This window comes from Streptomyces fructofermentans (assembly GCF_014651055.1).
Classification (GTDB): domain Bacteria; phylum Actinomycetota; class Actinomycetes; order Streptomycetales; family Streptomycetaceae; genus Streptomyces; species Streptomyces fructofermentans.
Genome location: NZ_BMWD01000043.1, coordinates 1 through 7,635 on the forward strand (window position 1 = coordinate 1; position 7,635 = coordinate 7,635).

At 70.3% G+C, this 7,635-nt stretch carries 6 protein-coding genes; 1 reads left to right on the forward strand and 5 read right to left on the reverse strand.

What is annotated here, in order from left to right; translation table 11 throughout:
• Positions 1–276: 276 nt before the first annotated feature.
• The 3 genes from IE265_RS35375 to IE265_RS35385 form a co-directional block, all read right to left on the reverse strand.
• Positions 277–906: a TetR/AcrR family transcriptional regulator gene (locus tag IE265_RS35375; RefSeq protein WP_190039875.1), complete on the reverse strand. Its 630-nt coding sequence runs from the start codon at positions 904–906 to the stop codon at positions 277–279.
• A gap of 28 nt (positions 907–934) precedes the next feature.
• Positions 935–2,236 (reverse strand): MFS transporter, encoded by a 1,302-nt coding sequence (locus IE265_RS35380; RefSeq protein ID WP_229916918.1) that lies wholly within the window; start codon positions 2,234–2,236, stop codon positions 935–937.
• A gap of 333 nt (positions 2,237–2,569) precedes the next feature.
• Positions 2,570–3,694 carry a DUF475 domain-containing protein gene (locus IE265_RS35385; RefSeq protein ID WP_190039877.1) on the reverse strand — a complete coding sequence of 375 codons (1,125 nt, stop codon included), beginning with the start codon at positions 3,692–3,694 and terminating at the stop codon, positions 2,570–2,572.
• A gap of 579 nt (positions 3,695–4,273) precedes the next feature.
• Between IE265_RS35385 and IE265_RS35390 the strand changes: the two genes are divergently transcribed.
• The gene (locus IE265_RS35390) at positions 4,274–5,722 is read left to right on the forward strand and encodes a dihydrolipoyl dehydrogenase family protein (protein ID WP_190039878.1); all 1,449 of its coding nucleotides are present in this window, start codon (positions 4,274–4,276) and stop codon (positions 5,720–5,722) included.
• A gap of 72 nt (positions 5,723–5,794) precedes the next feature.
• On the opposite strand, the gene IE265_RS35395 is transcribed toward IE265_RS35390, so the two are convergent.
• Entirely contained in the window at positions 5,795–6,667 is an 873-nt protein-coding gene (locus tag IE265_RS35395; RefSeq protein WP_190039879.1) for a metallophosphoesterase family protein, read from the reverse strand.
• Between the two features lie 124 nt (positions 6,668–6,791).
• On the reverse strand, positions 6,792–7,634 hold the full coding sequence (locus tag IE265_RS35400; protein ID WP_229916919.1) for a maleylpyruvate isomerase family mycothiol-dependent enzyme: 843 nt from the start codon (positions 7,632–7,634) through the stop codon (positions 6,792–6,794).
• Position 7,635 lies beyond the last annotated feature (1 nt).

Consider the following 7,635-nt stretch of genomic DNA (forward strand, 5'->3'; position numbering starts at 1 on the left):
GCGCGGACCGGGGTGGGACCCCGGTCCGCGCCGACCGCGCCTCCGGCCCGAACCGGTCCCGGTCCCGGTCCCGGTCCCGGTCCGGGACTCGCCGAGGTGAACCGAGCCGCCGATGACGGTGGGGTGGCGGCCCGCCGGCGAGAGTCATGTCCGGCATGGATCGCTTGCGGGGCAGGGCCGTTGAGGATCCCTGCCCCGCCGCGTGTGCGCGTGCGCCGGAACGGTGGGGCCGGAATCCGGCCCCACCGCGCGTCGGTTGGCAGAGGGCTGCCGTTGTCAGGGTGTCTGCGCGGCCATGCCGGGGGCGGGTCGTGCCGCCCCGCCGGGCTCGGTGAGGGGCGCGGCGGCGAGGAGGACCGCGGCGGCCTCACGGGCGGCGGCGCCGGCGCCGGAGTCCTTGTCCATGCGCACGGCGTTGGCGGCGCCGTCGTAGAGGAAGTGCAGTTGGCGTGCGAGGCTGCCGGGGTCGGCGTAGCCGCACTCGGTCGCCAGACCGGTCAGCAGGCCGCGCAACCAGGCCCGGTGGTCGTGTGCGATGCGGCTGATGGAGCTGTCCTCGGGCGCCTCGGCCGTGGCCCGTACGAACGGACAGCCGTGGTAGCCCGAGCTGGTGAGCGCCTCGGACTGCGCCTCGAAGACTCCCAGCAGCCGCTCGCGTGGTGTCGCGCGGCTCTCCAGGACCCGGTTGATCCTGTCCCGGACGCGGCTGCCCCGGAGTTCGAGGTAGGCGCCGACCAACTGCTCCTTGCTGCCGTAGGTGTTGTAGAGGGATGCCTTCGCGACTCCGGCGTGCTCGATGACGCGGTCGATGCCGACGGTCTGGATGCCCTCGTTGTAGAAGAGCTCGTCGGCGGCTTCCAGCAGACGCACGCGCGCCGAGGGTTTCGCTGCGGTCCTGGCAGTCATGGCACTCACCTGTTCTCGGACGACCCGCTCAATCCACCTGCACCGCGACATCCATCCCGCGGGCACCCTGCGAGGCGGCCTCGACCGGCTTCGCGCGGCGACCGTGGAGAACCAGCCCTGCCAGCGCCACGAGGGCCAGTGCGATGACTGCCACGCCGTACTCCCTGGCCGTCTGGACGAGGCCGCCGCCGTGCACGACCAGTATGCCGCCGATGACCGCGGGGACGCCGAGGCCGAGGTAGCACACCACGTACAGGAGGGAGAGGACGCCGGAGCGCTCGTGCGGCGCGACGTTCGGGATCACCATGCGGATGCCGCCCTGGAAGCCGGCTCCGAAGCCGAATCCCGACACGGCGGCGCCGAGGAAGAACCCGGCGACGGAGAGCGTGCCGCCGGTGCCCGAGGCGATGGACACGAGGGTGATCACTACGCCGACGACGAGTGTGCCGATTCCGGTCAGCATGAGGGCCCGGGTGGCGGCGTTGCGCAGTGTCACGACGGCCAGTCCGGCCGCGCCCGCCAGCACGAAGAGCGGCAGTCCGCCCCACACCACCGAGTCCGAGCGTTCGAGCGTCCGGGCTATGGCCGGTCCGAGGGCTCCGTAGAGGCCGACCAGGGCCCAGACCGCGAACATCACGGGCGCCGCGACGGCCACCGAGGAACGGGCGGCCGCGGGCAGCTTGATCTCGGGTGCCATGCTCGCCAGGGCGCCCGGTTTCCGGCTCACCGACTCGCGCAGGCTCAGTACGCCCACGATCTGCAGGAGGAAGACGCCGAGAAGCACGAAGTACACGAGGTGCGTGGGCGCCGGAAGGTACTGGACGATCAGGGCGGACATCAGGGCGCCGGTGGCGGTGCCCACCGCGGGGGCGAAGGAGTTGAGGAATCCGCCCCGCCGCGGGTCGATGTCGAGCATGCCCGCACCGAGCGCACCGACCGCCGCACCGGTGCTCAGGCCCTGGACGACGCGGGCGGCCAGGAGGGCGTTCTCCCCGTCGGCCGTGAGGAACGTGACCATCGCCAGCACCTGCACCACCAGCGCAGCCACGAGGACCGGCCGTCGTCCGACATGGTCGGAGATCTTTCCGAAGACCAGAAGCGATGCCAGCACCGCCACGGCGTAGACGCCGAAGACGACGGTCACGGTGATGGGGGAGAAGCCCCATTGCTGCTGGTAGATCGCGTAGAGCGGGGTCGGGGCGCTCGAGGCCGCCAGCAGCGATACGAGGATCGACGCCAGCACACCGATCGAGGCGGCGGGCCCCAGGAGCGGACCCCTCGGCCCCGCATGGGCGCGGGACGGCCGTCCGGGGCTGCTCGTCCGGGTCACTGGGTTCGCGGTAGATACAGAGGTCATGAGCCACTTTCGGAACTGATCCGGCGGCTTGCGCCGTCACTAGACAGATCTGTCTAGTGACTCTGCAAACAGCCGGTCCGGGGTGGCTATTCCCGGGTGGACGCGCACGAGCGGTACGTGTCCACCCGGGCGCCCGCACCATGCAGGGATACGCGGCGCCCCGGGCCCACGCACGCGCGAGACAGGCCCGCCGGCGTGTCCCGGAGTGCGTCTGCGACGTCGGTTGGCTACGGGCGGACCACGTTCTGATCGTCGACGACGCACAGGCCGTCAGTCACGGGCCCTTTGAATCGAAGGCCCGCCTGCTCAAGCCTGCTGAGCGGGCGTGGGGCCCGCGTCGTCCCCGTCCGCCGCGAGGGCTCTGTTGCGGCGTACCGAGGACCAGAAGGACAGGCCGATCAGCACTACTCCCACGAGACCGGTGATGATCTCGTTGATCTCGTACCGGATGGTCGTGAGCAGGATGATCGACAAGGCGCCGATCGCGTAGTGGGCGCCGTGCTCCAGGTAGACGTAGTCGTCCAGCGTGCCCTGGCGGACCAGGTAGACGGTGAGCGAGCGCACGTACAGGGCGCCGATACCGAGGCCCAGGGTCATCAGCACGATCTCGTTCGTGATGGCGAAGGCGCCGATGACACCGTCGAAGGAGAAGGACGCGTCCAGGACCTCCAGGTAAAGGAACATGAAGAACGCAGCCTTGCCGACCAGGGCCGTCGCCGAGGTCGCGCTTCCGCCTCGGTCGGCCTGCTCGTCGCCCTCCTGCTCGCCCGCTTCGAGCCTGTTCTCGAAGAAGCTCGAGAGGCCGCCGACCACGAGGTACGCGATCAGGCCGGCGACGCCGGACAGAAGAACGGTCTCGCTCTTGTCGGCGTGCTCACCACCGTGCTGGTGCGCATGAGTGGCCACGGTGAGTGCGGCGGTCAGAAGCACGATCAACGCGACGCAGACGGACAGCATGTCCACCCTGCCGAGCCTGGAGAGCGGGCGCTCGATCCAGCGCACCCACTGGATGTCGCGTTCCGCGAAGATGAAGTCCAGGAAGATCATGAGAAGGAACATGCCGCCGAAGGCCGCGATCGACGGATGGGCGTCCGTCACCAGTTCCTTGTACCGGTCGGGGTCGTTGAACGAGAGGTCGACGGCTTCCAGCGGAGAGAGTTCGGCGCTGATGGCGACGATCACGACCGGGAACACCAGTCGCATGCCGAACACCGCGATGAGCACACCGATCGTCAGGAAGATCTTCTGCCAGAAGGCACTCAGTTTCTTCAGGATCCCGGCATTGATGACCGCGTTGTCGAAGGACAGCGAGATCTCCAGGACCGTCAGAATGGCGACGACCCCGAACGCGGTCCAGCCCCCGTAGAAGAACGCGGCGACAAGACCCAGCACGGTGATGCCGAACGACCAGCCGAAGGTTCTGAGAAGCACTGCCTACCCCGTGACGTCTGTGGCCGGTCATTTCGTGTCCGAGCGTTGTCCCGTACTCGGCGTGGCGCCGTGGAGCGGACTGCCACGCGTCTGCGGAGCGGTTTCCGCAGTTTAAGGGCTGTCCCGGAATCCCCGGTGGATCAGCGCGCGGCGTCGGACGCCGGTGATCCACCGGGCGGAGGGCCGTCCTCGTACCGGGCGTGGTCGGGCGTCCGCGACCCGTGGCTGTTGTGCGCGCCCGTCCGAGGGGCGCGCCTCCGTCCGAGCGGCGACCACGAGGCGACGGTGAGAGACTGGGCGCATCGGACGCGAACCTCCGTATCGAGTGCGGGCGTCCGCGGGAAGTACCCGTACGGGCGAGGGGTCCCACGTCGATGCCGTGCATGCCTTCGCCTTCCGCCCATGAGCGCGCGATTTCCGCGGGACCACGCGTGGCACGTGGCCCGAGCAGACGCATCGATCAGTCTCCGGCGCCCGAGTCGCGAGATGCCCGAAGTCGCCCAGCGCGGCACGGGAGGTCCACAGCGGGTGGACTCCGGCGCGGTAGGAGAGCGGCAGTAGCGATTCGGTGGAGTGGGCATGAGCGACAGTTCCCGGACTTATGACGTCATTGTTCTCGGTGCCGGCCCCGCAGGGGAGAACCTGGCCGACCGTACGAGGGCCGCCGGTCTCACCTCTGTGATCGTCGAGAACGAATTGCTGGGTGGCGAGTGCTCCTTCTGGGCGTGCGAACCCAGCAAGGCGCTGCTGCGGCCGGTGGTCGCACGTGCCGACGCGCTGCGGGTCCCGGGTTTCAGGCGGACCGCCGAAGGGCCCTTGGACATTCCGACGGTCTTCGCCCACCGCGACAAGATCGCTGTGAACTGGACGGACGACGACCAGGTCGACTGGCTGAAATCGGTGTCCGTGGACCTGGTGAGGGGCCACGGGCGCCTGGACGGTCCACGGCAGGTCGTGGTGGAGACCCGCGAGGGCGACTCGGTGCGTCTCACCGCACGGCAGGTCGTCGGCGTGGCCACGGGCACCGTCACGGCCTTCCCCGACGTGCCCGGACTCGACTCGGTCCGGCCGTGGACGAACCGTGAGGCGACGGCGGCCTCCGAGGTGCCCGACCGGCTGGCCATCGTGGGCGGCGGTGTGGTCGCGGTCGAGATGGCGACGGTGTGGCAGGCCCTCGGCTCCCAAGTCACCCTGCTGGTACGGGGGAACGAGGTGCTCAACCGCATGGAGCCCTTCGCCGGGAAGATGGTGGCCGCGTCCCTGGAGGAGGCGGGCGTCGACGTCCGCTTCGAGGTGACGGTGACCGAGGTGGCCCGCAGGGACGGCCCCGACAGCCCGGTCCACATCACCTTGTCGACCGGCGACTCCGTGACCGCGGACGAGATCCTGATCGCGACCGGCCGTGCCCCGCACACGGCGGACATCGGTCTGGAGACGGTGGGACTCACGCCGGGAGGCTGGCTGGAGGTGGACGACACCTACCGCGTGAAGGGGATCGAGGACGGCTGGATGTACGCGGTCGGAGACGTCAACCACCGGGCCCTGATGACACATCAGGGCAAGTACCAGGCCCGGATCGCCGGCGCGATCATCGGTGCACGGGCCCAGGACGAGCCCCTGGACACGGAGAAGTGGGGCGCGCACTCCTCGACGGCCGATCACACGGCTGTCCCCCAGGTCGTCTTCACCGATCCGGACGTCACGTGTGTGGGGCTGACGACGGCACGGGCGGAGGCCACCGGGCGCCAGGTCGACGTGGTGGACTTCGACCTCGCACACCTGGCGGGTTCGGTCCAGTACGCGGAGGGCTACCGCGGCAAGGCGCGCATGCTGCTCGACCCCGAGCGAGGCACCGTCCTCGGCGTCACCTTCGTTGGCCCGGGAGTCCAGGAGCTGCTGTACTCGGCGACGGTCGCGGTCACCACGGAGGCGACGGTGGAGCAGCTCTGGCACGCAGTACCCGCGTTCCCGACGATCAGCGAGGTCTGGCTCCGCCTCCTGGAGGCATACCGCGACCGCGCCGAGTGAGGGCGGTCGGCCGTTCGGCGGTGCGGTGTGTCGGACGGGGAATGACGTGGTCGACGGGGCGGCGGGCCGGGTTCAGCCCCGAGGCTGAGGAGCGAGTCTTTCGATGACGTCGCGCATCTCGTCCTCGTCGGCCTCGTAGACCGTCCGGCCCATGCGCGGATCCCGGGCATGGAGCGTGTGGATCAACGGCACGCCGGCCGTACCGAGGTGAACGAGCGAGGCCGACGGGCCGTGGACGGCGCGTTCGGTTCCGGGACGGGCGGTCAGGTCGACACGGCTGACGACCCCGGGCGTGACCCACACGGTCGCCTGCTCGAGACGCGACACGATCTGCAGGTGGAAGTGCCCGCACAGGATGAGCTGGACATCGGTGCCCCGGATCGTCCTCGCCAGCTCCGCCGGGTTCTGCAGCCCCAACGCCCGCTGGACGTCGACGTCCAGGGCGATCGGGGGGTGATGGAAGGCCAGCACTGTGCCCGACGGACACGGGACGCGCAGGAGTTCGCCAAGCCAGCGGAGCTGGCCGCCGTCGAGTCGACCGTATGCCCTGCCCGGCACGAGCGTGTCCAGTGTGATCAGCCGCCGGCCGCCGACGGTACTCGCGGCGGCCCGCTCGCCGGCCGTTCCCTCGTACACCGCCTCGGGACGGGCGTGGCCGCTGCCGAGGACGTCGGCGAACGCGGTGCGGTCGTCGTGGTTGCCCGTCGTGTAGAAGACATCGGCGCCCCGATCGCCGGCGTAGGCGGACAGAAGCTCACGCGCCCGCAGATACGCCTCGGGGGAGCCGTCGTCGGCGACGTCTCCGGTGACCACGAGCGCGTCCAGGTCGCGCAGTTGGCCCAGTTCGTCGAGCAGGAGGCGCAGCGCGGCCGTGCCGTCGGCGCCGTCCTCGTCGGGGCCGCCGGACCGGTCGAGATGAGTGTCGGAGAGATGCAGTATCCGCATCCCCCGAAGGTAGCCTCGCGCACCCGCGCCGGAGCATGGTTCCTCCTGGCGGTGACGGTAAAAGTCGTTCTCTGTAGGGCACTTGAGGGTGACGTTGGACAATCGCCAGGTGCGGTCCGCGCTCTCAGGGTGCGACGAAGAGGCCCGGGAAGCGGGGCGCGAGCCAGGGCTTGCGGCCTCGCACGAGGATGCGGCCGCGGAGGATGGGTCCCGCCTGCCCTTGGCGGCCGAGAGCCATCAGGAGGAAGGTCACGGGTTCGATGTGGATGGTGCAGTCCGGGGCTGCCGGTGGCCGCGCGTCGACGGACAGCACGCCGTCGGCCAGGGTGACGCCGAACCGGCCGCCACCCCACAGCCGGACGTCGTACCGGGCGTTCATTCCGGCGGTGCGGTTCGGATCGGTCACGCGTGGCATCGCTGTGAGCATGAACGGCAGGGTCAGTCCGACCCGGACCCGGTCGACCATGTGGGGCCGGCGCAGCGCGCGGGCGAGGTCGTAGCCGTGGCCGAGCATGTGCGTGAGCAGGTACGACCCCAGCTCCTGCGGGCTCATCGGGCCCATCGGCGTGACCACGGATTCCTCCGTCGCCCTTGTCTCCAGGGCCTTCACGCACTCGTCGGCGTGCCGGACGACCAGGGCCGCGAGTGGTTCGGCGGCCCGCTCACCGAACTCCGCCAGGGACCGTTCGTTGGCCGCGGCGAGGCTTCCGGGCGTGCCGTCGCCGTACGGGCGCGCGTGTCCCGCCGCGAGATCCGCCATGAGTTCGTTGGCCAACGCCAGGTGTGCCGCCGCCTCGCCGACGCTCCACTCGGCGCCGGGGATGCGCAGCCCCGTGTCGGTGCCGGACCGGAGCAGCGCGGCGATATCCTCGGCGGTCCCGCGTATGGCACCGCCGAGCCCTTCGGGCAGGTTCCTCCGTGTGTCCTGCCCGGTTCCTGAGTCCACGTCCTCGCCCTTCCCCGGCACG

Excerpts from the sequence above, each read along its gene's own strand:
- IE265_RS35375 (WP_190039875.1), bottom strand. The coding sequence starts at position 906 with ATGACTGCCAGGACCGCAGCGAAACCCTCGGCGCGCGTGCGTCTGCTG.
- IE265_RS35390 (WP_190039878.1), top strand. The coding sequence starts at position 4,274 with ATGAGCGACAGTTCCCGGACTTATGACGTCATTGTTCTCGGTGCCGGC.
- IE265_RS35395 (WP_190039879.1), bottom strand. The coding sequence starts at position 6,667 with ATGCGGATACTGCATCTCTCCGACACTCATCTCGACCGGTCCGGCGGC.